The organism is Streptomyces sp. DSM 15324 (assembly GCF_001514285.1).
GTDB lineage: Bacteria > Actinomycetota > Actinomycetes > Streptomycetales > Streptomycetaceae > Streptomyces.
This window is the reverse complement of sequence record NZ_KQ949030.1, coordinates 11,314-34,730: the sequence shown is the minus strand read 5'-3', so window position 1 is coordinate 34,730 and position 23,417 is coordinate 11,314. Positions and strand designations below refer to the sequence as shown.

At 69.2% G+C, this 23,417-nt stretch carries 19 protein-coding genes and 1 pseudogene; 11 read left to right on the top strand and 9 right to left on the bottom strand.

The window, feature by feature from the left end:
• Nucleotides 1-30: 30 nt before the first annotated feature.
• On the bottom strand, nt 31-2,469 hold the full coding sequence (locus tag AQJ58_RS24485; protein WP_067253562.1) for a glycoside hydrolase family 3 protein: 2,439 nt from the start codon (nt 2,467-2,469) through the stop codon (nt 31-33).
• A 60-nt stretch (nt 2,470-2,529) separates the two neighbouring features.
• Nucleotides 2,530-4,023 carry an MFS transporter gene (locus AQJ58_RS24480; RefSeq protein WP_067253561.1) on the bottom strand — a complete coding sequence of 498 codons (1,494 nt, stop codon included), beginning with the start codon at nt 4,021-4,023 and terminating at the stop codon, nt 2,530-2,532.
• Between the two features lie 519 nt (nt 4,024-4,542).
• Between AQJ58_RS24480 and AQJ58_RS24475 the strand changes: the two genes are divergently transcribed.
• The 11 genes and pseudogenes from AQJ58_RS24475 (at nt 4,543) to AQJ58_RS24430 (ending at nt 16,409) form a co-directional block, all read left to right on the top strand.
• Complete coding sequence (locus AQJ58_RS24475; RefSeq protein ID WP_067254205.1) at nt 4,543-7,389, top strand: glycoside hydrolase family 78 protein; 2,847 nt, start codon at nt 4,543-4,545, stop codon at nt 7,387-7,389.
• A gap of 45 nt (nt 7,390-7,434) precedes the next feature.
• On the top strand, nt 7,435-8,487 hold the full coding sequence (locus AQJ58_RS24470; RefSeq protein ID WP_159056311.1) for an alpha/beta hydrolase: 1,053 nt from the start codon (nt 7,435-7,437) through the stop codon (nt 8,485-8,487).
• A gap of 400 nt (nt 8,488-8,887) precedes the next feature.
• Complete coding sequence (locus AQJ58_RS24465) at nt 8,888-11,254, top strand: SpoIIE family protein phosphatase (protein ID WP_079079168.1); 2,367 nt, start codon at nt 8,888-8,890, stop codon at nt 11,252-11,254.
• A gap of 462 nt (nt 11,255-11,716) precedes the next feature.
• Nucleotides 11,717-12,151 carry a cytochrome P450 gene (locus AQJ58_RS24460; protein ID WP_067253557.1) on the top strand — a complete coding sequence of 145 codons (435 nt, stop codon included), beginning with the start codon at nt 11,717-11,719 and terminating at the stop codon, nt 12,149-12,151.
• Between the two features lie 5 nt (nt 12,152-12,156).
• Nucleotides 12,157-12,480 (top strand): 2Fe-2S iron-sulfur cluster-binding protein, encoded by a 324-nt coding sequence (locus tag AQJ58_RS24455; protein ID WP_067254201.1) that lies wholly within the window; start codon nt 12,157-12,159, stop codon nt 12,478-12,480.
• Between the two features lie 42 nt (nt 12,481-12,522).
• Nucleotides 12,523-13,350, top strand: a pseudogene (locus AQJ58_RS44705) (NAD(P)/FAD-dependent oxidoreductase); the annotation flags it as partial.
• Nucleotides 13,351-13,484: 134 nt separating this feature from the next.
• Complete coding sequence (locus tag AQJ58_RS44700) at nt 13,485-13,778, top strand: oxidoreductase C-terminal domain-containing protein (RefSeq protein ID WP_324613819.1); 294 nt, start codon at nt 13,485-13,487, stop codon at nt 13,776-13,778.
• Nucleotides 13,775-14,296, top strand: a complete 522-nt coding sequence (locus AQJ58_RS24445; RefSeq protein ID WP_067253554.1) for an HtaA domain-containing protein — start codon at nt 13,775-13,777, stop codon at nt 14,294-14,296. The genes AQJ58_RS44700 and AQJ58_RS24445 overlap by 4 nt, the downstream gene beginning before the upstream one ends.
• The gene (locus AQJ58_RS24440; RefSeq protein ID WP_067253552.1) at nt 14,293-15,369 is read left to right on the top strand and encodes a hypothetical protein; all 1,077 of its coding nucleotides are present in this window, start codon (nt 14,293-14,295) and stop codon (nt 15,367-15,369) included. The genes AQJ58_RS24445 and AQJ58_RS24440 overlap by 4 nt, the downstream gene beginning before the upstream one ends.
• A gap of 33 nt (nt 15,370-15,402) precedes the next feature.
• Nucleotides 15,403-15,747 (top strand): zinc-binding dehydrogenase, encoded by a 345-nt coding sequence (locus tag AQJ58_RS24435; protein WP_067253550.1) that lies wholly within the window; start codon nt 15,403-15,405, stop codon nt 15,745-15,747.
• A gap of 311 nt (nt 15,748-16,058) precedes the next feature.
• Nucleotides 16,059-16,409: a hypothetical protein gene (locus AQJ58_RS24430; protein ID WP_067253547.1), complete on the top strand. Its 351-nt coding sequence runs from the start codon at nt 16,059-16,061 to the stop codon at nt 16,407-16,409.
• Nucleotides 16,410-16,481: 72 nt separating this feature from the next.
• Here AQJ58_RS24430 and AQJ58_RS45695 read toward each other — a convergent pair whose 3' ends face one another.
• The 7 genes from AQJ58_RS45695 to istA form a co-directional block, all read right to left on the bottom strand.
• Complete coding sequence (locus AQJ58_RS45695) at nt 16,482-16,667, bottom strand: ATP-binding protein (protein WP_324613827.1); 186 nt, start codon at nt 16,665-16,667, stop codon at nt 16,482-16,484.
• Nucleotides 16,664-17,002: an ATP-binding protein gene (locus AQJ58_RS45690; RefSeq protein WP_324613818.1), complete on the bottom strand. Its 339-nt coding sequence runs from the start codon at nt 17,000-17,002 to the stop codon at nt 16,664-16,666. Before AQJ58_RS45690 ends, AQJ58_RS45695 begins: the two co-directional genes overlap by 4 nt.
• Nucleotides 16,996-17,445 (bottom strand): DUF6262 family protein, encoded by a 450-nt coding sequence (locus AQJ58_RS41330; RefSeq protein ID WP_079079163.1) that lies wholly within the window; start codon nt 17,443-17,445, stop codon nt 16,996-16,998. Before AQJ58_RS41330 ends, AQJ58_RS45690 begins: the two co-directional genes overlap by 7 nt.
• Nucleotides 17,442-19,598: a tyrosine-type recombinase/integrase gene (locus AQJ58_RS24415; protein WP_067253542.1), complete on the bottom strand. Its 2,157-nt coding sequence runs from the start codon at nt 19,596-19,598 to the stop codon at nt 17,442-17,444. The genes AQJ58_RS41330 and AQJ58_RS24415 overlap by 4 nt, the downstream gene beginning before the upstream one ends.
• On the bottom strand, nt 19,588-20,724 hold the full coding sequence (locus AQJ58_RS24410; protein WP_199844668.1) for a tyrosine-type recombinase/integrase: 1,137 nt from the start codon (nt 20,722-20,724) through the stop codon (nt 19,588-19,590). The genes AQJ58_RS24415 and AQJ58_RS24410 overlap by 11 nt, the downstream gene beginning before the upstream one ends.
• Before the next feature lie 152 nt (nt 20,725-20,876).
• Complete coding sequence (locus AQJ58_RS24405; RefSeq protein ID WP_324613817.1) at nt 20,877-21,224, bottom strand: ATP-binding protein; 348 nt, start codon at nt 21,222-21,224, stop codon at nt 20,877-20,879.
• Complete coding sequence (istA, locus tag AQJ58_RS24400) at nt 21,221-22,816, bottom strand: IS21 family transposase (protein WP_067253539.1); 1,596 nt, start codon at nt 22,814-22,816, stop codon at nt 21,221-21,223. Before istA ends, AQJ58_RS24405 begins: the two co-directional genes overlap by 4 nt.
• Nucleotides 22,817-23,417: the final 601 nt, after the last annotated feature.

Below are 23,417 nucleotides of genomic sequence, written 5' to 3'. Positions count from 1 at the left end.
CAGCTCGGCACACCCGGGACTCGCAGGCGTTCAGCCTGGGCGTGCCACGTGGGTACGGAGCCGGGTGTCCAGGACCGAGCGTCCGACCCGGAGCAGGTGCGGCCCGGAACGGGGGCCCCAGCCGCTCCCGGTCCAGCGGGCAAGAGCCTGTGCGGGCACCTGGATGGTGGCGACCGCAGCCGCACCGGCCTCCGCCTCGATGGCGGTGAACCCGACCAGGCGGGCCGGTTCGGAGCCGTCGGCGGGTTCCAGATAGGCCTGGACGACCTCGCGACCGGCCCTTGAGCCGGTGTTGCGGACGTTGACGCGGACGCCGAGCCCGCGCGCCAGGTCTCCGGTGACCACGAAATCCTGGTACTGCCAGGTCGTGTACGACAGCCCGTGGCCGAACGGGAAGAGCGGTGCCGTTCCGGACGCCGCGTAGGCGCGGTGCCCGATCAGTGACCCTTCCGCGTAGTCGAGGACGCCGTCGACGGGCTGGGTCGACAGCACCGGAACGTCCTCCTCGACCGCCGGGAAGGTCGTGGGCAGTCGCCCGCCCGGCTCGGTGCCGGTCAGGATGTCCGCGATCGCGTCGCCGCCCTCCTGGCCCGGGAACCACGACCACAGCAGCGCGGCCGGTTGTTCGGCCCAGGGCATCAGGAAGGGCGAGCCGGCGTTGACGACCACGGCGGTGCGGGGGTTCGCGGCGCAGACCCGTTCGACGAGCCGGTCCTGCAGGCCACGCAACCTGAGGGAAGCGCGGTCGGCGTTCTCGGTCTCGGTGTCGGCGTCGCTGCCGATCATGAGAACGACGACGTCCGCGTCCGCCGCGGCGTCTGCGGCCGCCCGCAGTTCCTCCTCGTCAGTGCCGCGCGGGACGTCGTAGCCGAGGCCCAGCAGAGTGATGGGGTAGGGGAGGTTGCGTTGGGGGCGTACCCGCACGAGGATCTCGGTCTCGCCTCGCGCTGCGGGGAAGACGAAGGTGTGCGACGGCGGGTTGAGCAGGAGTGCGGCGATGTCGTCGCCTTCCTGCAGTTCCTCGTGGGTCTGGGGCTGCTGGCCCGGCACGTGCAGCGTGAAGTGGCCGGTTCCCAGGACGGACAGGCGGTGCTCGCCGGACTCCGTCAGGGTGAGCCGGGTCCGCAGGCACAGTTCGTCGACGTCCTCTCCGAGGAGGATGGGGAACCACCAGGCCGAGGGGTCTTTGTGCTCGTCGGACATGAGTCTGCCGTCCGCCGAGCGGTACTCCAGGCGCACACCTGGCGCGCCGTCCACGGGGTCGGTGACCAACCCTGCGTGGATCGGGGGCAGTTTGGCGTGCGGGAAGACGCCCGGGTGGACGGTGACCTCGACGTGTTCACCGAGCGCGCGGCGCAGTCCTTCCGCGGGTGTCACGACATGCTCGGGCGTGACATGGGCGCTTCCGCCGCCTTGCGGTGCGAAACGGACCGCGTTGGGTCCGATGAGTGCGACCTTGCGGAGCGCGGCAGGGGCCAGGGGCAGCAGGCCGTCGTTGCGCAGCAGGACCGACCCGCGGACGGCGAGGTCGCGCATGCGTGCGTGCACGTCCCCGGGCACGGCCTGCGCCGGCGGCGCGTCGACCCCGTCAAGGGCGCCGGTGCGGGCCGCGAGCCGCAGGATCCGCCGTACCTTGTCGTCGACCACGGACTCGGGCACGCCGCCCTGTTCCACGGCGGCGACCAGCGCGTCGCCCCAGGGTCCGTCCGGTCCCGGCATCACCAGGTCGAGGCCGGCCAGGGCGGAGGCCTCCAGGGACCGGGCAGCCTGCCAGTCGGAGACGACGACGCCGTCGAAGCCCCATTCCTGCTTCAGCAGGCCGGTGAGCAGCTCGGTGTTCTCGGTCATCGTCGTGCCGCCCACCGAGTTGTAGGCCGCCATCACCACCCAGGCATCCGCCTCCCGCACCGTCGCCTCGAAGGGCGGCAGATACGTCTCGCGCAGCGTCGTCGGGTCGATCCGGGCGTCGTACGTCATGCGTTCGGTTTCGGAGTCGTTGCCGACGAAGTGCTTGACGGTGGCGGCGACACCGGTCGACTGCACCCCCTTGACGAAGCCGGTGGCGATGCGTGCGGTGAGGTGGGGGTCCTCGGAGTAGCACTCGAAGTGCCGGCCGCCGAGGGGTGAGCGGTGGAGGTTGACGGTGGGGGCGAGCAGGACGTGGATGCCCATTTCGCGGGCCTTCAGTCCCATCAGCCGTCCGGCCTCGCGGGCCAGGTCCTCGTCCCAGGCCGCTGCCAGCGAGGTGGGGCTGGGGAAGAGCAGTGCGGCGGGAGCGTCGCCGCCGAACGTGGTGCCGCGGGGGCCGACGGGCCCGTCGGACAGGGCGAGGGAAGCGAGGCCGGCGGCGACGACCGGTGTCAGGGTCCAGGCGTCGCCGCCGGTGAGCAAGGTCACCTTCTCTTTGAGGGACATGGCGTCCAGGCGCCGGGTGAGATCCGCTTCGTCAACCGACTGCCGACGGGTCATGGGGTTGCCTTTCGGTGGGGGGGTCTGGTCCGCCGGGGGCGGACCAGCCGGGGAGCACGGTCAGGAGTGGCTCAGGGCCTCGCCCGCGGTCACGTCCTCGGTGCGCTTCAGCTTGGGGATCAGCGCCACGGTCAGGAGCCCGACCGCCGCGAGAGCGGCGCCGAGGAGCATGGCGTTCTTGTAGCCGTCGTCCAGGTAGAAGCGGGTGCCCTGGACGACACGGCTGTCCTGGGCGAGGACCACGTAGACGAGTTGGGTGATCACCGTGGTGGTGACGCCCTGTATGAGGTTCTGCAGACCGTTGGCGGTGGCCTGCTCGTCGGGGCTGACCGCCTGGATGATGAGGACGGGCATCGACGCGACGATCATGCCGATGGCGAACGCGGAGACGGGCCCCAGAATGATCAGCTGGAAGGTCGTGTAGTGCCAGGTGTGCGAGAGCACGAAACCGAGGCAGGCGAGCGCGGCGCCCAGGGCCAACGGGATGCGGGCGTCGAGGCTGCGCAGCAGGGCGCCGGTGCCGAAGCCGACGACGAGGATGAGGATGCTGGAGGGGATGCCGATGACCGCGAAGTGGGTGGCGGTCATGCCCAGGCCGTCCGAGACCGTGGGGATCTTGGGGAAGAGGACCAGCAGCTGCGTGATGACGCCGGTGCCGAAGATGGTTCCGGCGATGAGGGAGGTCGCGACCATGACGCTCCACACCGGGCGGCGGGACATCATCGTGAGGTCGAACAGCGGGTTGGCGGACTTCTTCTCGATGACGACGAAGAGGATCACCGCCAGCACGCCACCGAGGATGAATCCCAGCGTGCCGGCGTCCGTCCAGCCCCACTCGCCGCCCTTGCCCACGCCGTAGATGACCGACGCCGCGCCGAGGCCCAGGAGCAGCCCGGACAGCCAGTTGAAGCCGGTGCCGCGCACCCGGTGGGGTGTCTCGGGCACGACGGTGAGCAGGAGAACCAGCCCGACGGCCGTGGCGATGGCCAGTGCCCACAGCACGCCGCGGAAGCCGAAGGAGTCCAGCAGCCACCCGGTGAGGAAGGGGCCGCCCAGGGCCACGAAGGCGATGCCGCTGCCGATGAACCCGCTGGCGGTGCCGACCTGCTTGGGCGGGAAGAGCTCGCGGACGCTGGCGTAGGCCAGGGCGGCGATCGGCGCGTAGAAGCCGGCGATGGCGCGGCCGATCAGCAGGGTCTCGTAGTCGGTGGCGAGGGCGGCGACGATGTCGCCGACCAGGCCGAGCACGGTGATGGCGATCATCGTGTTGCGCTTGCCGTACAGGTCGGCCGCCTTCACGACGAAGGGCAGGATGACCGTGCCGACCAGCGCGTTGACGAGGATGAACCATCCGATCTCCGCCGTGTGGAAGTGCAGGGCGACGGATGCCTGGGCGTTGCCTCCGAGAAGGCCGCTCAGTGACAGCAGCTGGGTCGGCCACATCAGGGCCACCGCGATCAGTGCCAGACGGGCACCGAGACCTGCGGGCTCGGCGGTGGTCGGGGACGCCGGTGTGGTGGGCGGGGGCGCGGAGGGGGTGGTGGATGAAGACACGGCAGTGTGGCCTCTCGTCAGAAGGCGGCCCGCGCGGTGCGGCGGACTACGGGAGGGCGACGGCACCGCCCGCCGGTGGGCAGCGGTCGGAGCGCGTCGAGCGATGGTGAGCGGCAGTCGAGCGCGACGTGCAGGCGCGGGGCGCAGCAGGCGCGTCGGTGGGGGACTCGGACGGAACCGGAAGTGCGGCTGGCGGCGGCGAGGTCTGATGCCGACGCGAGGGGTTGGAACCTTTCAGATCCGTAATGGCCATGACGGGAACCATGGCCTGAACCGTCAACCCTTCCCAGTGGTGACCTGCTGGTCACTGTTGGAGGGTGGAGCGACGGGAAAGACTGCTTCCTCCTGCATGTGAACGGGGGTGATCGGGGTTCGTCGGAAGTTCACACGGCGGAAACCTAGTAGCATTCGGGTTTCATGGCTAGGGTTTCAGCCACACACTTTTTCGAGCCCCTTCGGACTGCTGGCCAAGGTGCGGCTCACTGATTGAATCGATTCACAGAATGGGGAACCCTCGTGATCCAGGCAGCCCGCACCCCTACCGTCACCGTCGCCGAGGTCCGGTTCGAGCATGTGCGTGAACCCGTCGGCCTGGGCACTGCCACGCCCCGTCTGTCCTGGACCACGCTCACCGACACCGCGAACTGGCAGCAGACGGCTTACGAGGTGGAGTTCACCGGGCAGGGGGGATCGGAGCCGACCGTGCTGCGGATCGAATCCGACGATTCCGTCCTTGTCCCCTGGCCCTTCGCACCGCTGACGGCCCGCGACCGAGCCACTGTCCGTGTCCGCGTCACCGGGGCCGACGGTGCGAAGTCCTCCTGGAGCGAGTCGGCGACCGTCGAGGCGGGCCTGCTCGCTCCCGACGACTGGTCGGCGTCCTTCATCACTCCCGACTGGGAGGAGGACGCGCAGCTCGACCAGCCCTCCCCGCTCCTGCGCCGCGAGTTCGACCTGCGCGGCCCCGTACGGTCGGCCCGCCTCTACGCCACCGCGCTCGGCGTCTACGAGGCCGAACTCAACGGCAACCGGGTCGGCGACCACGTCCTCGCACCCGGGTGGACGGCGTACGACAAGCGTCTGCGCTACCAGACCTTCGACATCACCGGCCTGCTGCGGCAGGGCCGCAACTCCCTCGGCGCGGTGCTCGCAGACGGCTGGTTCCGCGGCCGTATCGGCTTCGACGGCAAGACCCGGGCCGTCTACGGCGACCGCCTCGCCTTCCTCGCACAGCTGGAGGTGACCTACGAGGACGGCACCACCGAGCGTGTCGTGACCGACGGCGCATGGCGGGCGGCAACCGGCCCCGTCGTCGCCTCCAGTCTGTACGACGGCGAGGCGTACGACGCACGGCTGGAACGGTACGGCTGGTCGGAACCCGGGTACGACGACGCCGGCTGGCGCGCGGTCCGCACCGTCGAACGTGACCTCGCCACCCTGGTCGCCCCCGATGGACCCCCGGTACGCCGTATCGAGGAGATCGCTCCGGTCTCCGTCACCACGACACCGTCCGGCAGGACACTCCTCGATTTCGGCCAGAACCTGGTCGGACGCCTCCGCGTGACGGTGACCGGCGAGCCGGGCCGGCACCTGGTGCTGCGCCACGCCGAGGTCCTCGAAGACGGCGAACTGTGCACCCGCCCGCTGCGCACCGCCGCAGCAACGGACACCTACACCCTGCGCGGCGAGGGCACCGAAGTCTTCGAACCCCGCTTCACCTTCCACGGCTTCCGCTACGCCGAGATCACCGGCGCCCCCGACGACTTCGACGCCGCCACCGCGGTGAAGGCCGTCGTCCTGCACTCCGATCTCGCCCGCACCGGCACGTTCAGCTGCTCCGACGACCTCGTGGACCGCCTGCACGAGAACGTCGTGTGGGGCATGCGCGGCAACTTCCTCGACCTGCCCACCGACTGTCCCCAGCGCGACGAACGCCTTGGCTGGACGGGCGACATCCAGGTCTTCTCGCCGACCGCCTCCTACCTCCACGACAGCGCCGGCTTCCTCACCTCCTGGCTGGCGGACCTCGCCGCCGAGCAAGGCGAGAAAGGCGTCGTCCCGTTCGTCGTGCCCAACGTCGTTCCGGGAGCCGACTCGGCAACCGCGGCCTGGGGCGACGCGGCGGTCATGGTGCCGTGGGTGCTCTACGAACGCTACGGCGACACCGGGGTCCTGGCGGCGCAGTACGACTCGATGCGCGCCTGGGTCGACCATGTGGCCGGCCTCGCGGGCGAGTCCCGACTGTGGGACACCGGCTTCCAGTTCGGCGACTGGCTCGACCCGACCGCCCCGGCCGGACGCCCGGACGCCGCGGCCACCCCGGGCGAGCTCGTGGCCACGGCCTATTTCGCCCGCTCCACCGAGCTTCTCGCCCGCTCCGCCGAGGTCCTCGGCAAGACCGCCGACACCGAGCGCTACCAGGCGCTGGCGTCCGAGGTCAGGTCCGCGTTCCAGGAGGAGTACGTCACCGGCGCCGGCCGGATGATGGCCGACGCCCCCACCGCCTACGCCCTCGCCCTCTGCTTCGACCTGCTCGCCACAGCCGACCAGCGCGTCCACGCCGGAAACCGGCTCGCCCAGCTGGTGCGGGGCAACGGTTACAAGATCGCCACCGGCTTCGTCGGCACCCCACTGATCTGCGACGCTCTGACCGGCACCGGCCATGCCGACACCGCGTACCGGCTGCTGCTCCAGCGCGAATGCCCTTCCTGGCTCTATCCGGTCACCATGGGCTCCACCACGATCTGGGAGCGCTGGGACAGCCTGCTGCCCGACGGCACGGTCAACCCGAGCGGTATGACCTCCTTCAACCACTACGCGCTGGGCGCCGTCGCCGACTGGCTGCACCGCACGGTGGCGGGCCTGGCCCCCGCCGCACCCGGCTACCGGCGCCTGCGCATCGCACCCGTGCCGGGAGGCGGGCTCACCCACGCAGAGGCAGCGCTGCGCACGCCGTACGGCGAGGCGGCCGTTTCCTGGTCCCTGTCCGGAGACGAGCTGACCGTCGAAGCCCTCGTACCGCCGAACACCACCGCCGACGTGCTCCTGCCCGGCCAGGAGGAACTCCAGGTGGGCTCGGGACGGCACACCTGGACGGTGCCCTTCGCGACGGATGACATTGCGCGTGCGCCGCTGTCCCTGGACATGCCCATCGACGTGCTGCTGGACCGCGAGGACGCGATGCGCGCCTTCAAGGACCTGCTCATCGCGCACATCCCGGAAGCCGCGGCCTACATCGAGGACGGCGCCTCCTCCGCCCCCGCCGGCACCACGGTGCGCTCCGTCGCGAGCATGCTGCCCAACGGCGAACAGTTCCTGGTGGACCTGGAGGAGAAGTTCGCTGCTCTGGAGGCCGCCGGTTCCTGAGTGCCACCGCACCAACGCTCACCCGCATCATCCCGAGGAGGACCCGTGTCCCCACCCGTTGGTACGAGCAGCCGTTCACGGCGGCTGCGCATGAAGCTCGCCGGACAGGTCCTGCGCCGACTCCCCGCGCCGGTGCTGGGGTCGGTCCTGCGACGCGGGGCGCAGGGCGGAAAGGCCGTGCTACCGCCCTTCGGCGAGTTCGTGGCCCTCCTGGAAGGGCTGGGACCAGCCGCAGAACGCGTCATGGACCAGCACAATCCGATCGATCTGGTCGCACGCTTTCCGGAGCTGGCAACGGTGACGGTTCGCCACCTGCGCCTCGGGCCGGCGGGGGTACCGGCCCGGGTGTATCGCCATCCGGACAAGCCGGTCGTTTCGGCACTGGTCTGGGTCCACGGCGGCGCCTACGTCAGCGGCAGCCTCGACATGCACGAGTCCCACTGGGTGGGCCTCGCCCTCGCCGCCCGGGGCATTCCGGTGCTCGCCCTCGACTACCGCAAGGCCCTGCACGGCGTGCGCTATCCCGTGCCCCGCGACGACGTGCTGGCCGGCTGGCACTGGGCCGTCGAGAACAGCACCGACGCCCTCGGCACCACGGCCGACACGCTCCACCTCGGCGGCGCGAGCGCCGGCGGCAACCTGGTCGCCACCGCCACCCGGCATCTCCTCGACCAGAAGCAGCCGACCCCGCGCACACTGATCCTGGCCTACGCCTCCCTCCACAGCGGAATCCCCGACTGGGACCCTGCAGAGCTGGCCGCCATACGGGAGGCCACCGACGGCACCAGCTTCGAACCGCACTGGCTGACGGAGAAGAACCTCCACTACGCCGGCCCAGACCATATGAACGACCCGGCAGCCTTCGCCGGGCTGGGCGACCCGCTCCCCGGCCATCCCCCCACCCTCTTCCTGGACTGCGAGAACGACACGGTACGACCCTCGGCGGACCTCTTCGCCCGCCAGCTGACCGACGCAGGCCTGCCGTGTGAGCGCCACCTGCTCACCGGTGCGTCACACGGCTCCCTGGACAGGCCCGAGTCCCCGGACGGCCAAGAGGCACTCGAGGTGCTGGCCAAGTGGATCGAGGTTCGTCCGTGAGCCGGTGACTCGGCGGGGCCCGTCGGAGGGACTGAGGGCCGGCTTCACCTGCAACTCCCTCCATCAACGGCCCCTGGTCGAGCGCGCCATGGGACGGCGAACCGAGCTGTCGGTGCGGACCTTGGGGATCTCCAGGTCCAGGTCGCCGGCCAGCGTGGTGAGCACTTTCTCGCGGTGTCCGGCGTTCGACTGGGCCGCATGCTGGTCGGCCCAGTCGAACGCGATTGCCTGCCCAAGGCGGTGACAGCCGCGGGCTGAACGGACAGGAGGGCTCTCTTCCACAGCCGTGGGCCTGGTCGCGAGCCGGCGGCTGTTCCGGGCAGCTTGCCTTGCCAGGGTCAGCCCCCTGGATGACGATGGGGGTGGCCGCCCCCGGCGGCCCCGACGCAGGCAAGGCGCTATGACGGAAGGCACCACGGCATCCGGTCGGCTCTCTCCGAAAGTGCTGGCGGCAGCACGTTCAACGGATGCTGTCCTCGCCACGGACGGCAGAGGTGCGGTGACTCTATGGAGCGCCGGTGCTCAGGCGCTGTGGGGATGGTCCCGGCAGGAAGCCGTTGGTCTGGAACTGGCGGATCTGTACACGGCCGACGGAGTACCTCGGCACAAAGACGGCCACACCTTCGACGCGCCGACGCAGATCACTGCGCTGACGGTAGAGGATCAGCGCGTTGGGTTCCTGGTGACGGTCGATGACGGGGCGGAGCAGCAGGCGCCCGACAACGCGCTGATGTCCTGGCTGTTCGATCAGTTCCCGCTCGCGATTTCGATCATTGACGGCGAGGCCCGTGTTCTGAGGAACAACGAAGCGATGTGCCGGCTCACGGGGCTGAGCGAGGACGACGTCCGTGCACGGCTCATCACCGAGGCGGTGCCGGGGGCTGTTATCGCCGAAGATGTCCGGCGTGTGCGCCGGGTAGCCGCGACGGGCGAACCAGAGACGACAGAGAGGTTCGTGAAAGTCCCGGGTGAGCCGAAGGCCCATGCGTGGGCCGCGGACTTGTTCCCGCTGCGGGACTCCGTCGGCCGAGTGCGCGCGGTGGGCTGTGCGGCATACGACTACTCGGAGCAATATGGTTCGAGGGAGCGCCTGGCGCTGACGAGCGAGGCACGAACCCGGATCGGTGCGAGCCTGGATGTCACGGGAACCGCCCAGGAAGTGGTCAAGGTCGCTGTACCACGCTTCGCGGACGCCGTCAGCATCCATCTGTGCGAGGTCATATTCCACGGAGAACTGCCCGCTCCCGTCCTGTCCGGCCCCGTGGCGCTGCGCCGTGCGGACCCTCCTCCGCAGCCGGCCGGCGGGAAACCTGCCGCCTCCGTCGAGACGGTGCATCCCGAGTCCTCACGCATCGCCCGGTGTCTGGCCGCTGACCGCGCCGAACTCCTGCGTGTCGGAGCCTCGGAGATAGATCACTGGTTCGGTGACGCCTCTGGACCAGCGGCCGGCCTGTCCCGGGACGAGCCCCACTCGCTGATCGCTGTACCGATCCGTGCGCGCGGTCTCACTCTGGGCCTGGCCCTGTTCCTCCGCTACACGCCGGCGCACGAGCCCTTTTCCACCGACGATCTCACGGTCACCGAGGACCTGATCGCCCGTGCGGCGATCTGTCTGGACAACGCCCGCCAGTTCACCCGTGAGCACGGCATAGCAGAGGCGCTGCAGCGCACCCTTCTGCCGCATGGCTCGACCTCGCATTCGGCCGTGGAGACCACGGCGCGTTATCTGCCCGCCGGGGCCGGAGCGGATGTAGGAGGGGACTGGTTCGACGTGATCCCCCTTCCCGGTGCCCGTGTCGGACTGGTCGTCGGCGACGTGGTGGGCCACGGCATCACCGCCTCCGCTGCCATGGGGCAGTTGCGTACGGCCGTACGCACGCTCGCCGACATCGAGCTCCCGCCGGATGAACTGCTCACCCACCTCGACGACGTGGTGACCCCCGGGACGAATGAGACCTGCACCGATGAGCTGCCGGGCGGCGTCGGAGCCACGTGCCTTTATGTCGTGTACGACCCGGCCGCCCGGGTGTGCTCGATGGCCGCCGCCGGACACCCGCCTCCGGTCCTCGTGCGCCCCGGCGGCAAGGCCGAAGTGGTCGATCTCCCTGTTGGCCCACCCCTCGGCCTGGGAAGCCTGCCGTTCGAGGCGACCGAAGTCGCCGTCCCCGAGGGGAGCGTCCTCGCGCTCTTCACCGACGGGCTGATCGAATCCCGCGACCAGGACGTGGATCCGCGTCTCGATGAGCTCAAAGCAGTGCTGGGGCGCCCCAGCGCTTCGCTCGAGAGCATGTGCGACGCCGTGCTGGACACGCTTCACTCCCGCCCCACCAGCGATGACGTCGCTCTCCTCATGGCGCGCACCAAAGGCTTGGACCACGGCCAGGTTTCCGAATGGGAGCTCAACAGCGACCCCGCTGTCGTGGCAGGCACACGGCGCCAGGTTGATAACCAGCTCAGTGCGTGGGGGCTGGAGGAGGCCACGTTCACGACGGAGCTGGTCGTGAGCGAGCTGGTCACGAACGCGATCCGGTACGGCTCCGGCCCGATCCGACTGCGCTTGATCAAGGACCGTTCGCTGATCTGCGAGGTCTCGGACGGCAGCACCACGGCCCCGCACCTGCGCCGCGCCCGGCTGCACGACGAGGGCGGCCGTGGACTGTTCCTGGTCGCCCGGCTGACCGAGCGATGGGGCACGCGGTACACGCCGACGGGCAAGATCATCTGGGCCGAACAGGCACTGGCCGCACGTGAGCTTGCATGGGAGTAACAGCTGCCGGGTCCGCCTCCCGATGGTACGAGTAAGCGCCTCCTGACGCTGACGGGGACAGGAAGCGCCGACCAGGCGTGCTCGCAATGAACCCCGTGACCCGGAGCCCGTTCCCGCTGTGGACGCCGGCGTGGCCCTGGAGCGCAGTGCTGAGCTGAGCGATGTGCTGCGCGGCCGCCGCGCCCGACTCAAACCCAGTGACGTGGAGAGGCCTGCGACCAAGGCGCAAAGAGTGCGCAGTTGCCTGTGCCACTTGCTCGACTCCATCGCAGGCGTCCCCGCGTATGTCATCGGGAGCCGCGCCGAAATACTGGCGTGGAATGGGATGGCGGCGGCACCTTTTCGATGACTGATCACAGCTGCCCGCGCGCGAGCGCAACTGGGCGCGCCTGATCTTCCTGGACCCCGGCTACCGCAAGTGCGCTGATCCATCTCACCCAGCACCCGGACCAGGCGGAAGGGGTGCGCACAGACGCCGCTTACCGGAAGAACGCCATCGAGGAATTCCTGCGGTTCTGGCCACCGGGGACCGGCATGGCCCGTACCGCCGTACGGGACACCGAGATCCTCGGGCAGCCGATCGCCCGTGGGGAGCGCGTCCTCATGTGGATGGCCGGCGCCAACCGCGACCCGCTGAAGTTCCCCGACCCGGACCGGCTCGAGGAGCGGGACAACGCGCGCGACCACGTCTCCTTCAGCACCGGACACCACCGCTGCCTCGGCTCGCCCCTGGCCAAGGCCGAAATCGACATCATGCTGGAGACGATCCTCACCCGGCTGCCGGACCTGCGCATCGACCCGGACGCCGTGGTCGGCTACCCGAGCATCGGGGGCGCACACGGCTACATCTCGGTCCCCGCGACCTTCACTCCCACTTCGACCCCGACGGAGGTGTGACGAACATGCCCAAGGTCACTTATGTGTCCGACGCCGGTGAGGTCCGCGTCGTCGACGGCCTGGCCGGCGACTCGGTGATGCAGACCGCAGTCCGCAACGGCGTCCCCGGCATCACCGGCGAATGCGGCGGCGTCCTGTCCTGCGCCACCTGTCACGTCTTCGTGGACGAAACCGACCTGGACCGGCTGGAACCGGTCAGCGGCCTGGAGGACGAGATGCTCGACGGCACGGTCGTCGACCGCTGCCCCAACTCCCGGCTGTCCTGCCAGATCAAGCTCTCCGAAGAGCTCGGCGATCTGCGAGTCACCACCCCGGAAGCCCAGGAGTAGCACGCCATTAACAGCACCGCCGTCGCCCCGCGCGACACCGGCGTGCTCGTGGTGGGGGCGTGTCAGGCCGGCATCCAGCTGGCCTGCTCGCTCCGCGAGTACGGCTACACGGCCCCGATCACGGTGGTCGGCGCCGAACGGCACGCGCCCTACCAGCGTCCACCGCTCTCCAAAACCCTCCTGCAAGCGGAGACACCGCCCGACGCGATCGCACTGCGTTCGGAGGCGTTCTACGCCGACCAGGGCATCCAGCTGGTGCTCGGGGAACGCATCATCCGGGTCGACCGGGGCGACGGCGGTGCGGGGGTCGCGTACGCGCACTCCGGCCGTAGCTTCGCGTTCGACCGGCTCGCGCTCACTGTGGGCGCCCGCCCGCGCCGACTGCCCTTCCCCGGCGCGGATCTGGCCGGCGTCCACTACCTCCGGGACACGGACGACGCGCTCGCCCTGCGTGCGGCCCTGGCAAAGGCGGTCGACGTCCTGGTCATCGGCGGCGGCTTCATCGGACTCGAAGTCGCGGCCAGTGCTCGGTCGCTCGGCTGCGAGGTCACCGTTACCCTCGCCGACAACCGACTGCTCGAACGAGCCGTAGGGGTCCCGACCAGCAAGTTCTTCCTCGACGCCCACACCCGGCGCGGGGTGCGAGTGCACCTCGGAGCGCCGCCGGTACGCCTCTTGGACGACGGTCACGGGCGCGTCCGTGGCGCCGAACTCCCCGCCGGCAGCGTGCTGACGGCCGATCTGGTGATCGTCGGGATCGGTGCCGTGCCCCGCACCGAACTCGCCGAGCAGCTCGGACTGACCGTCGACAACGGCATCGTCGTCAACGAGTACGGCCTCACCTCCGACGGCACCACGGTCGCCGCAGGCGACTGCGTCGCCTGCCCCCCGCCGGTGGAGTTCCCCGACGGCCCGGCCCGGATCCGCTTCGAGTCGGTGAACACCGCCATCGGCAGGCGAGGACCGCCGCCCTGCTCGCCCACAGACCGGTTCCCTACTGGGCCGTGCCCTGGTTCTGGTCCGACCAGTACGACCTCAAACTTCAGGTGGCGGGCCTTTCGACCGGCCATGACCGGTACGTCGTACGCGGTGACCCGGTCACGGAGAAGTTCGCCGTCCTCTACTACCGCGGCGGACACCTGGTGGCCGGTGACTTCGTCAACCGGCCGACCGACTTCCTCGCCGTACGCTCCGCCTTGGCCGGGGGCCGGACCATCCCGCCCGAAGCGGCCGCTGACATCACGGTGCCTTTGAAGAAGCTCATCGCCGACAACGATCCCCGGCAGGCAGTGGCATGACCGCCGGGCCGGCCGCCCTGCCCGGACTTCGGTGGAGCGTCAAAGTCCCGTTCCTGCGCTACATCGCCCGCTCTCCAGAGGGCCGGTGCTCGGTCACCGTCGACAGCGCCTCGGTCGTCGACGAGCACACGTTCCTCTTCAGCCCGGACGACGCGTCGGCATTCGACGCCGACACGGTCACCGGCCTGCTGAAGTTCCGGGGAGATGTACGCTTCGCCGCCCACTACGGGCTGCTCTTCCTCAGCATCGCGGACCCCTGGCTGTCCGTCACCGGCGGCGCAGGAACCCTGACCATCGCGGCACCGCCCGGCCAGTCACCCGAACGCATTCCGCTGACCACCCTCCACCTGCGGACCGTCGATCCGACGGACACCGGCTCTTGCCTCGGCACGCACGTCCGGCTGACGGCTCAGGGATCCGCACTCTTCAACGGGGTCTACCCCGCGGACGAACCATTCGACGACCTGACCCTCCTCCTCACTCCCTCCTCCACAACCGTCCTGGAGAAGACACCATGACGACCCTCGCCCCGCATACGGAAACGACCCCCTGGCCGACCGAACCCACCCCTGACCTGCTGACCCGGATCAGCGAGACACGGGCCAAAGGGGTGGCCTGGCTGCGCGACCGCATTGCCGACGACGGCCGCCCCGAAGGCGCTGAGACCGCCAACTCGTGGTGGCGCGCCCCCTGGGCCCTGTGCGTCGGCGGAGCCCCGGACGCTGCCGCCGCGATGATGGGCTGGGCCGAACGCGAGGCCCTCACCGACGAAGGCGACCTCCGCCCCGGCCCTACCGACGCCCCCGGCGGCACCAGCCCCGTCTACCACCTCTCCCCCCTTGCGATCGCCTCCTGGTTGCTCGGCCGCTACGACACGGCGACCGCGATCAACACCACGCTCGCGCGCTTCCAGAACCCCGACACGGGCGGAGCCTACGACCTTCGCGACTTCGCGCAGGACCCCCTGGAGGACAACCTCAAGACTGCCCAACTGGGCTTCTCCGCGCTGGTCACTGGTGACCGTCACACCGCCGACGGCGTCCACCGGTGGCTGCATCGCAACCTCGCCGACCAGCCCGACCTGCCCCACCGGCTGTTCCCCAGCCGCCGCGGCGACACCCTGGTCACCGACTTCCCGGACGAGGCAGCCTTCCTGCGCGTGGTCGACTTCCAGGCGCCCCGGCAGGCGTACTTCCACCCCGGCATTGCCGCCGCCTTCCTCGCCGGATACGCACAACAGACGAGCGACGCCTCCGCGCTCCGGCTGGGCCGCGAGTACCTCGCCCTCACCACAGGCGGCACCGAGGAGCAGTACGACGACCTGACGTCCGTGCAGATCTGCAAGTTCGGCTGGGGCGCCGCCGCCATGCTCACGGCCGACCCGGACGGCGGCCACCTCCCCTGGACGGTCCGGATGGGCGAGTGGTTCGTACGGCGTCAGCGCCACGACGGGGCCTGGGCACCGTCGTCATTCACGACGCCGCGCCCCGGAATGCTCGACCTGTACTGGAAGACGGCCGAGCACGTGATGGAGCTGGCCTACATCGAGCAGGCCCTGCGCTCTACGAGCGCCGGCACCGCCGCCGCCTGACGAATTGATGCGCACGGCCGAAGACGCGTCCAGGTGCTCGACGCCGTCCGCGCCGTCACCGGCCCCTTCGGCGCCCACTTCACGTTCGAGAGCACAGGTCTGACGGACTGCATGGCGCAGGCCGTCTCCGCGGCCCGCCCGGGCGGAATCGCGGTTCTTCTGGGCATGGCGCCCGGTCCCTGCGCACGTGCCCTCGACAACATCGCCGACATCATCCTCCAGGAGAAGGTGATCACCGGCTCGCCGATGGGCAGCGGCTATTCGGCTCGCGACTTCGCCGTTCTGGTGCGCGATTGCCTGGAGGGACCCTCAAGCTCAACGAGCTCATCACCCGGCGTCGTCCTCTGGGCTAGATCAACGAGGCCACCGCCGACCTGAAGTCGCCCACCGGCCTGCGAACCGTCTTGACGTTCTGAGCCCTCTCATCCGGCTCCACCCCCTCGACGCGGGCACGGAGGTCCCGCAGCACTGCACTCGACAAAACCGTGACGACGTCACCGCCGGGACGACCTGCGAACCGATGAGGCCGTCCAAAACCGTGCCGTCGCCGCTGCACCGAGACTGCTGTCGACGGTCACGTAATTCCCCGCGGCTAACTTCACGTAATTCCCCAGGACGTCGTCCCTCCGCTGGGGGCACCGGCTTCGTGCGTCGGGAACCTGGACGATCGGCTGATCGTCTTCTTGAGCATGCCCCGCGTTCTAATTCTTGGAATCGACCCGCGTGCAGTGCCCGGGATGGACGGAGACGCCATCCGAGCGGCCCTTGAGCAGGAACTGGCCAGATTCGGCGATCACGCCATCGATGCGTCCATGACGCTGATCGAGCTGGACGAGTCGGCCGAGTCGACGATCGTTGCAGCGCTGTCCGAGCACAGCTGGGACGTCGTCGTCATCGGGGGTGGGATCCGCAAGCCGGAGCCGCTCATGCCGCTGTTTGAGCAGGTCGTGAATCTGGTTCGGCGGCATGCGCCGAAGGCGGCGATCGCGTTCAACACGAGCGGCGGTGACAGCGTCGAAGCCGCTCAGCGGTGGCTGTGAGCCGGAGTGTGTCGACGGTGATCCCTCAGGGGCTGTGGCCACGCAACTGCCCAGCCCCTGAGGTGGTTTCGCCTATTTGACCGGGGGCTTGGTCGGGTCGGTAGGGCCCTTCGGTCGTTTGTTGGGCCGGTAGCTGGGGCCGTTCATGATGACTTGGTGGCTGGCGTTGATCAGCCGGTCGAGGAGGGACTCCGCGACGACCGGGTTGGGGAAGAGGGGATACCAGTCGCTGGGTGCCCTGTTGCTGGTGATGATCAGGGACCGGCCCTGCCGTTCGGAGACGAGTTCGTAGAGGTCGTCGGCCTGGGCGGCGGACAGAGCATGGCGAAGTCGTCGAGGATGAGCACGTCGGGCCGGATCAGTTCGCGGATGCGTTTGTCCCAGGTGCGGTCCGCGTGACCGCCGGCGAGCTCGGCCAGGACGCGGCTGGTCTTGGCGAAGCGGACGTTGGCGCCCTGGCGGATAGCCTGGTGGCCGAGGGCCTGCGCGACGTGTGTCTTGCCGACCCCGCTCGTTATCGCTGGTTCGTTCGCGATCTGAGCACGCTTTTGCAGCTCAGCACGGTTCTTCGATCGATGTGACGTGGTCAGCAAGGGCCGATGGTTCGAGCCCGTGGGACGGGGACGTCTCCGCCGCGGTGGGTGAGTTCGCGTCGGAGGTCGAGGTTCTCGCCGTGGGCTTGTTCAAGCGCGTCCCGCAGCGCCTGTACTTCTTCTCGGTGTTGCTTCTTCAGGCGGGTGATCTGGCCGGTCAGGGCGAGGATGAGGGTGCTCTGCTCGTCGTCTGGCGGCGTGGGGGCGGGAACCGGCCGGGCCTGGGCCCGGAGTCGTTCGATGCGTCCGCGCAGGTCGGGGTGGTTATAGAGGAACGCGTGGGAGACGTGGGCCTCGCGCTGGACGGCCTGGAAGGTGATTGGCTCACCGCGTTTGACCAGGGTGCGGATCGCCTTCTCCGCCGCAGCGGTCTTGGCCTGGGATTTGGCCTTCGCGGCGGTGGCGAGGGTCTGGGTGCGTTTTGCGCGGGCATCGTCGGTCATGGCCGGGTCCTTCGGTGACGGACGAGGTCGAGGGTGAGTGGGACGGAGCCGGTGGGGACGGCGCCGCAGCCGGCGCCCTGGACGGCGCATCCGGGCTTGGAGTGGAGGGTGTCCAGCAGCTTGGTGAGGGCCGCGTGTTCGGCCCGCCGTTGCAGCAGCCAGACGTTGTCCTCGGGCATCGGGCGTCCGTGCCGCTCCTGGAACGCGGTGGTGCTGCGGTTGATCAGGGACTCGGTCTCGGTCAACTGCCGTTCCAGGGCGCTTTGGTGAGAGGCGTCGGTGACGAAGACCGAGCAGGTCAGGCAGGCGTTTCCTTTGTCGCAGGTCTGCAGGGGTGGCAGCAGGCACCAGCCGTGGGGCAGGAACCGGTCGGCCCGGTTGAACAGGTGGAGGCTGTCGTGGTCGTCTCTGGAGAAGCTGACGTGGGTGCCGTCCGCGCGGAGTTTCGTGGTGGCCAGGAACGCCTGCTCGGCGTGTTCCTGGCGGGCGGCGACGTAGTGCATCGTCATCGACGGGGTTGCATGCCCGGCATAGCGCATCAACACGTGGACGGGCAGGCCGAGTTCGGCGAGCCGGGTCAGCTTGGTGTGACGGAAGCGGTGGGTGTGGCTGAGCCCGATGGGCTTGCCTTGGCTGTCGGTGATCTTCACGATCTTGCTGAACTCGCGGAGCATCCAGCTGTAGGTGCCCGACGGGTAGGGCTTGTCGCCCTGCCGGTTCCCGGTCCGCTGCAGGAACAGGTGGCGCGGGATGATGCCGGGGAAGTGGTCGCGGAGCCACTGCCGTTGTTCCTCGATGACCGCGACGACCTCGGCGTCGACGAGGATGTTGTCCGGCGCGATATCGATCTTGCTCTGTGCGTAGTGGAAGCGGGCGATCTGTTCGCCCTCGGCTGCGTCGACGGCCCGGTCGGGGACCGGGGAGAGGCACTCGAAGCGGCTGGTGCGGATCTCGCTGGCCCGCCGTCCGGTGAGAATCTGCAACAGGATCATCCGCATGGCCTGCGGGTCGTCGAAGCCTCGGGCGGTGACCTGCTGCCCGTCACCGCGGGTGAGAAGCATCTGCTCATCACGAGCGAGCCCGAGCAGGGGCAGGGCGGCGGGGATCTGCGCGAGTGCGTGGTCGTCGACGTAGTGCTCGTCATTGAGTTCGCGCTGGTGCGGGATGCGGGAGACCTGGCGGAACCAGCCGGCCGCGTGCGCATCGGTGACCCGCGACCAGGGGTTGGGACCGAGGATTTGGCGGGCCTCGACGGGGTTGGCGGCGACGAACGCCAAGAGTTCGGCGACGGCCCGCAGGTCGTCGTTGACCAGGCGGGGATGGACGGGCTGCTGAGCGAACCGCTGCTCGGAGCGTCGCAGAAGCCGGTTGGCGGGGTCGGTGTCCCAGCGGCGGAAGGCAGCGGCCAACTGGACCGCGTGGGCCGGGTCGCCCAGGACGTCGAGGGGGTCGGTGAAGGTCTCCAACCACCGGTCGAAGCGGGCGAAGCACCGCATCCGCTCCTGGCTCACCGTCGACCAGCGCAAAGTGCCGGCCTCCAACTGCGTGCCCAGGCACCACTTCACGGCCTCCCGCAGCCACGGCTGAGTGATCCTTGAGGGGGAACAGCCGTAGTGGGCCTGGGGTTCGTGCTCGGCCAGCGGGATGCGCGGGTCGCAGCGCGGGTGCCACTCGTCCAGAGTCCACCAGGGCCCGTCCGAACAGCGGGCGAGCAGGGCGAGGCGACTGAAGCGGAAGATCACCCGCAGCCGGGCGACGCTGCCGCGAGGAATAAGCCGACCCCAGCGGGTGGCATAGAACCACCGCTGCAAGGCGGCCGCCGTCTCCCATTCCATGGCCCGGATCGACATCGGGAAGGGATGGTTGTCGCGGATCGCGCGACGCACGATGTTCGCGAACTGGTTGGTGCCCAGCACCGAGGAGCGGGTCCCGTCCATCGCCTGCCAGTGCGCCATCCAGGCCAGTTCGGCGGCGATCACATCGGGCAGACCAGTCAGGTCGATACTCCGGTCGCCGTTCTCGGTGATCTTCTCCCAGTCGTCGATGCCGTCCCTGATCACCGGCCCCTTCCAGGGCTCGGGCAGCTCCCGCCAGAGTCGCCAGAACGGATCCTCGTCGTCGGCTGCGTGCAGATGACGCTGTTCACCGGCCATCGTCGACCTGCCAGGCGGAGATGTACGACTTCCAGTTCGCCGCGGCCCGCAGGGCCTCGTCCTCGCGAACCCAGCCATATAGGTCGAGCGTCGTCTGCACGTGTGCGTGACCGAGCCGGCGGGAGACCACCCACTCCGGCGTCCCGGCCAGCAGCAGCGCGGTCGCGTGGCTGTGACGGAACCAGTGCGGCGTCCATGAGGCCGGCCCGATGCGCTTCTTGCGCAGGGCGGACACCTTGTCCCGCACCGTGCCCTCACGCAGAGCGGCCAGCAGCGGCGGCCGCTCCAGGTTCACCAGCAACGGCGATCCGGCATCGACCTCAATACCCAACTCGGCCGCCCGGCAGGCGAGTTGGGTGAGATACTCGGCGAACAGCCGCTCCAGGTCGCAGCCGACATAGACCCGTCGCGGGCGCATCATCTTCACCCTCGCCCCGTTCGGATTGTCCTCGCGCGGCACGACCTCGACATAGGGAGTGGAGCCGCGGCCCATCACGAAGTCGCAGATCCGCAGGCCGAGGACCTCACCCAGCCGTATGCCGGTTTCCGCGAGCAGGGCGAACAACAGCCGGTCGCGCAGGTTCCCGTTCCAGTCGCCGACCGTGGCATCTGGCATCGCGCAGCCGTCCAGGATCGCCTGGATCTCGGTCGGCAGCAGCAGTGGAGGGCGCCCGCGATGCCTCTGGCGCCGGACCCTGACCAGCGAGGACGGCGCCGGTGCGGTGCGGGCGTCCAGGTGCGCAAGCAGTCCCCGGGCCGGGGCCCGGCGCGGCGTCCCGCGCATGAGCCGGCCCGCGACCGGCACCGAGAAGACTGCCTCCTGCCAGCGATAGAAGGAGATCAGCGCGGCCAGTCTCGCTTCCAGCGTCCCGGCCTCCGGGGCCTGTTCAGGCGTGACGAGGGCGTGCTCGACGGTGCGGCCGTTGCGCAGCCAGGACAGGAACCCGGCGACTGCCGGGACCCCGAGATCGCCCCACATTTCGGCCTCATCGCGCTGTTCGAGGAATGTCCACCACTGGGCCAGCGAGGTCGCATAGCCGCGGACCGTGTTCGGTGACCACAGCTGCCGGTGGGCCTCCAGCCAGTCCTCGACCGGCGCGACGGTCCGGTACTTCTCATCGATCACGGTCCACGTCCGCCGCCCGTTCGCGGGCCGGACCGCCAAGCTGTGCGCCACTGATGCCGTTCCGTCTCGTTGAAGAACTCCCGTTGATAGCAATGCATCAACGACGCAGAACGCTCACGGTGACGCTCGTCGCAGACAGAGAATCGAGGGGCTCACGCCCCGCTGATAACGACGGGGCCGAACAGGATGACGGACTCGCCGGAGTGGAGCCAGCGCAGGGCGGCAAGGTCGCGGATCTGTGCGGCGGGCAGCTTCGGGGAGGCGTTGAAGTCGAAGCCCTCCAAGGTGGCCTGCTGTTCGAACTTCGCTCTGCGCAGGCGCCGTTCGAGGGCGACGGACTCGCGGCGGGTGATCTCGTCGTGGCAGAGGACCTGGAGGAAGTCGAGGTGTCCGAGCTCGCCTTTCTGGGCCTGGGTGAGGCGGGCGTCGAGTGTTTCCAGCATCCCGGACAGCCGCAGGGTCTTCAGCGAGTCGCGCAGGGCGGTGGTCATCACGCTCATCGCACGGCCTCCTCAGCGTCACCGCGGTCCTGGTCGTCGTGAAAGTCGCCCAGAGTCTGGGTGGGGACGGTGGTGGCGAACAGGCCCTCGGGGCCGTGCAGGAAGGCCGCGGCTCCGCCGTCGCCGGTCTCGGGCTCCGGATCGGTCTCGGTGCCGGCAACCAGGATCCCTTTGACGGTGCGGTAGGAGGGGTCACCGACCGTGATGGCCTTGATGCAAGCGGCTTCCAGACGGGCATCGCCGTACTTCTTCCGCAGTCCGAGGACCCCCTGGGCCGCGCGGAGCCGGTAGAGAGCGTTGACTTCCAGCAGCTGGTCGATGACCTCACGGCAGGCATCGCCGACCTGTGATGCCTGGCCGCGGCACCAGATCGGCGTCCGCATCTGGAAGGCGATCTTCTCGGGCGGGTAGTCGTTCTTGTCGGTCCGTTTGCCCTGCTCCAGGGCGGCGTGGGTCTTGACCAGCTCACCCTCGTGGAAGATCTGGACCATGGTGGCGGTGGAGCGGACATCGACCCGGCGGCCGATGAGTTTCCAGGGCACCGAGTAGAGGGTGCGGCCGACCTTGACGTGAATATCCGGCCCCACCACAGCAGTTGACCATCTCGCCAGAACGAACGGCGTCTCGGGCAGCGGCACAAGGGCCTTGGCCTCCACCGCCTCGAACACCGACAACGGCTTCGCGCCGCCCAACGGTCGGCACTGCCGTTGGCCTGCGACATTCGTCGCCCAAAGCAGGGCCTCGGCCTGCATGTGCTCCAGCGAGGTGAACCGGCGCCCGCTCCAGAACGAGTCACGGACATAAGGCATGGGCCGCTCGACCCTGGGTTTGTCCTTCGGCTTCGAGGCGCGGGCCGGATCGACCAACGTGCCGTAGTAGGCGGCAAGTTCGGCGTACGACTTGTTGATCTGCGGGTCGTAGAGGTCCGGCTTGTCCACCCCGGTCTTCAGGTTGTCCGGGACCAGACGCCGTGGGACGCCACCGAAGAAGCGGAAGGCTTCCGCATGCGCGAGGGTCCAGGCGTGCTGGTCCATGTGCACCACCGGGCGGACGAACATGTGCCGCGAGCTGGGGAGCACCATCACGAACGCCCAGATCCGGTGACGTTTCCCGGTGGCCGGGTTGATCCACTGCCCGAGGAAGCCGTAGTCGATCTGGGCTTCCGAGCCCGGCTCGACAACATCCCGCAGCACCGTGATCTTCGAGCGGGCCGCCTCGTCGGGCAGGTTCTCATGCACCCAGCGGCGGAACGTCGACAAGGACACCTTCAACTTCCCCTCGTCCCGGAGCCGTTGGTGGATCGTGGTGACCGTCGTGGTCTCCAGCAGCGACTTGACGTAGTCGCGGTGCGGTTCGATCTCACCCCACCTGACCTGGTTCAGCTTCCGGCTGGCCAGCTCTGGGAACCAGCTTTTGAGCAGCTTGGCCCAGTCTGTCTCACTCATCGGCGGGCCGCCCGGGGTGATGCCGGCCTCCTCGGCCGGGGCCAGGTACTTCCTGACCGTCTTGCGGTCCACCCCCAGCGAGGCGGACACCTGGCTCTTGGAGCGGCCTGCGTACCAGTGCACGTAGATCTCGACGATGTCGATCACGGTGAATGTTCTCCTTGCCATCCGGCGTGTCCGTCGACCTCTCGGTTCGCAGGTCGAGGGACCGCGACGTCTCCGAGAGGGCCAGGACCCTCAACCCGAGCACCGGCATGCCCATGGGGAACCCGGTGGATCCGCAAGAAAGATCTACTAGCTACTCAAACCACCCGAAACAGGGAATATTCGCCCAGTTCGAGCGTGGTCGGCGGCACCATCAACGGTCAGCGTCTCGGTGGGGAACCGTGACCGCGAGGGTGGGGAATTGACTGACGTTGATCATGCAGATCGTGGGGAATTACATGACCGCTGACAACTGCCAGCGCCCACGGTGCTCGCCACACAACGCCGAGGAGAACCTTGTGGTCGTTACCAGCATCGATCCCGTACTCGATGCGCAGCATCCCGTACCCCGGGCGAGTTCTTCGACCCGCCGTCCAGCGCGGGCCACGGTTGGCAGACCGCGCCGCCGTGGTTCGACGGTGCGGGCTGGATCATGCCAATGGGGGGTTTCCTGGTGCGTTCGGGAGACCGGACGATCCTGGTCGACGCGGGACTGGGACCGAACATCGATATCGTCGAAACGCGCGGAAAGCTGTTCGAATCG

Bases quoted from the DNA above. Each gene is read 5' to 3' on its own strand.
- AQJ58_RS24485 (WP_067253562.1), bottom strand. From the start codon at position 2,469: ATGACCCGTCGGCAGTCGGTTGACGAAGCGGATCTCACCCGGCGCCTG.
- AQJ58_RS24465 (WP_079079168.1), top strand. From the start codon at position 8,888: ATGACGGAAGGCACCACGGCATCCGGTCGGCTCTCTCCGAAAGTGCTG.
- AQJ58_RS24455 (WP_067254201.1), top strand. From the start codon at position 12,157: ATGCCCAAGGTCACTTATGTGTCCGACGCCGGTGAGGTCCGCGTCGTC.
- AQJ58_RS24445 (WP_067253554.1), top strand. From the start codon at position 13,775: ATGACCGCCGGGCCGGCCGCCCTGCCCGGACTTCGGTGGAGCGTCAAA.
- AQJ58_RS24440 (WP_067253552.1), top strand. From the start codon at position 14,293: ATGACGACCCTCGCCCCGCATACGGAAACGACCCCCTGGCCGACCGAA.
- AQJ58_RS24430 (WP_067253547.1), top strand. From the start codon at position 16,059: ATGCCCCGCGTTCTAATTCTTGGAATCGACCCGCGTGCAGTGCCCGGG.
- AQJ58_RS41330 (WP_079079163.1), bottom strand. From the start codon at position 17,445: ATGACCGACGATGCCCGCGCAAAACGCACCCAGACCCTCGCCACCGCC.
- AQJ58_RS24415 (WP_067253542.1), bottom strand. From the start codon at position 19,598: ATGGCCGGTGAACAGCGTCATCTGCACGCAGCCGACGACGAGGATCCG.
- AQJ58_RS24405 (WP_324613817.1), bottom strand. From the start codon at position 21,224: ATGAGCGTGATGACCACCGCCCTGCGCGACTCGCTGAAGACCCTGCGG.